Annotated in this window: 3 protein-coding genes; all 3 read left to right on the forward strand. The window is 30.1% G+C overall.

Annotated elements, in window-relative coordinates; genetic code table 11:
* The first annotated feature begins 60 nt into the window (after window positions 1–60).
* Window positions 61–579 (forward strand): DMP19 family protein, encoded by a 519-nt coding sequence (locus TD29_RS17575; RefSeq protein WP_040282876.1) that lies wholly within the window; start codon window positions 61–63, stop codon window positions 577–579.
* A 189-nt stretch (window positions 580–768) separates the two neighbouring features.
* Window positions 769–1,233, forward strand: coding sequence for a hypothetical protein (locus tag TD29_RS17580; RefSeq protein ID WP_040282878.1), 465 nt, complete (start codon window positions 769–771; stop codon window positions 1,231–1,233).
* Window positions 1,234–1,379: 146 nt separating this feature from the next.
* Entirely contained in the window at window positions 1,380–2,618 is a 1,239-nt protein-coding gene (locus TD29_RS17585; RefSeq protein ID WP_161792636.1) for a caspase family protein, read from the forward strand.
* Window positions 2,619–2,731 lie beyond the last annotated feature (113 nt).

Raw genomic sequence — 2,731 nt, forward strand, 5'->3', positions numbered from 1 at the left:
CATAGACCGTGACCGTTGTAGGTAAGCTAAAAATCGAGATAAATAAATGAAATTCGAACTATGAAAAAAGATTCTTATTCTGGACTTTCTTGGATGACAGAGGAAATAAAAAACGAATTAATTATACGAGATAAAATTGTTGAAAATGAAGATATGGAAAGTCTTTTTTCTTTAAAAGACAATTCTGACTTTTCAATTGCATTATTTGAAATCCTTCAAAAAAGAAACGAAAAAAAACCGAATTCACTAAATGAAATTGAACTGAATCTATTTTTATGTATGAATTTGGAAAATGCAGGTCAAGCAGATAGTATTTTGACTTTTTTACAAGAATGGTTTCCTGAACAGAATGAAAAAGTTATTAAATCGTTAAATGAAATTGGAGCGACTAAATCATCTGAAATAATAAAAAAAGCGGTTGAATTGCTTCCTGAAAATGGTAGTTGGTTTTTTGAAAGTTCAAACGAAGAATCCGAAAGAATAATGAGTGAATTAGATTCTGAATTTTCTAATTATCCAGATGGTTCAATAAGGAATTTATATCGAAAATATGCCAAAAAAAATAAGAATGAATTATAAAAGCCTACCTACAACAACATATATAATTTATTGCTGGCTTCTTGCCTACTTACGAAAATCCTCGCGGATTTTCTTTGTCAGTAAATATTTACTAAATTAGTTGCTTAATTCACGCAACAAACCATATATAAACACGTTAGCACAAATTTGAAAAAATATACCGACATAATATTAATAAACCTGATTTCAATGTTAATTGGAATCGGATTATACTTTTTGACTAATGAACGAATTGAAATATTGGGTGCAGTAATAGCAACCGGAATCTCTTTATCTCTCGGAATTAGACAATATAAAACTGAAAACGATAAAATTTTTAAACAATTATTTACGGAGTTTAATTCAAAATACGACTCAAAATTTAATGACAAACTAGACGAAATAGTAGAGGAATCTGAGAAAAATGAAGAATATAAACTTTCTTCTGAAAATGAAAAATTAATAGTTGATTATTTGAATTTCTGTGCGGAGGAATATTTATGGAAAACAAAAGACCGAATTCCGAAAAGAGTCTGGAATTCTTGGGAAAACGGAATGATTTATTATCTAAATAAACCGATTATAAATAAAATCGTCATTAAAGAAAAAGGACAAAAGGATTCTTATTACGGATTATTTGAAAAAATTGAAAAAAGATTAAAAAACTTGTGCTAACACCGTATAAAAATAATTGCGGTTTAGTGCTAAAACAAAGGTCGTTGCGTGTTTGTAACGTCTGATTTTCCTTCGGAAAATCCTCGCATACAAACCCGCAACTATTCTTATACATAACCGTTACCTACCATTTGAAAAAAACTGAAGTGCAAAAGAACTATCTTCTTAATATAGCAATTGACAATTATACTGACCCAGCTTTTCCGCCTTTGAATAATGCTGTAAGTGATGCAAAAAAATTAGAAGAAATTCTAACGACAAAATATAATTTTGAACTAATACTCGACTCTTTAATAAATGAAGAAGCGACAAGAAAATCAATAATTGAAAACTTAAATCAGTTATCTGTTTTAACAAAGGAAAATGATAACTTAATTATTCATTTTGCTGGACACGGTTCACTTCATCCTAAAACTGAAAAGGGATTTTGGATTCCTCAAAATGCAGAAAATTCAATAAGTGATTTTATTCCAAATTCAACTATTATAGACACAATATTAGGAATTGATGCAAAACATATTCTACTAATCATTGATTCTTGCTTTTCGGGAAGTTTACTCTCACAAACAAGAGCAAGTGTCGGATTTCATTATTCAAAACTTAACGAAAGTAAATCGAGATGGGTTTTAGCTTCTGGAAGAAATGAAAAAGTATCTGATGGAAATCCAGGTTGTGGAAGTCCTTTTTCGATTATATTAAATGAATTTCTGAAACAAAATACAGATAACACTTTTTCAGCGTCTGAACTTGCAACAGCTGTAACAAAAGGAACAGGTTCTGTTGCAAAACAACAGCCAATTTTTGCACATATAGAAGGTGTCGACCATAAAGACGGTCAAATGATTTTTAATTTAACTAAAGGAACTGAAGACACATCAATTACTGAATTAGAACCAAATTTGTCATCGATAGTTTTACCAATTGAATCTGCTTTAAAAATTCATAATATAGGACTAACAGAGAAAAGCATATTCGGCTATTACAAAAAAGGAGATTCTTTTGAAATCAAGATGATTAATCCTAAAAACAAAAGTAATTTTATATGCAATGCATATACATTTGAAGAAATAGTAAAGTACATACCAGAACATATTGAAGTGGATGAAAATACTTATATAGCTCATTCTACTGGATACGTCAAATTAGGAAAACCAGAACAAGGAACTTATGATTTTGCGAATGTAACTTTTCAACGAACAGAAGTTAGTAGTGAACCTTATATGTCAATATGTAAATGTAGAGGGAGAATGGTTGCTTTTAGCAAAAGCTCTGACGGTTATTATAACAACCTCATAAGATGGGGAATAAATCAAGCCGAATCAGCAGGATTGATGATTTTAGCCTTGGTAGAAGAAAATAAAATTGAAATAAAAAACGGTAGGTAACACCGTGTATAATTAATTGCTGGTTATAGCCTACTTACGAAAGTACTCACGGACTTTCTATTCGGTTTTTATTTGCTAACTTTAGTGCTTAAACCACGCAACTAATCATACAC

It is taken from the genome of Psychroserpens damuponensis (assembly GCF_000826655.1).
GTDB classification, from domain to species: domain Bacteria; phylum Bacteroidota; class Bacteroidia; order Flavobacteriales; family Flavobacteriaceae; genus Psychroserpens; species Psychroserpens damuponensis.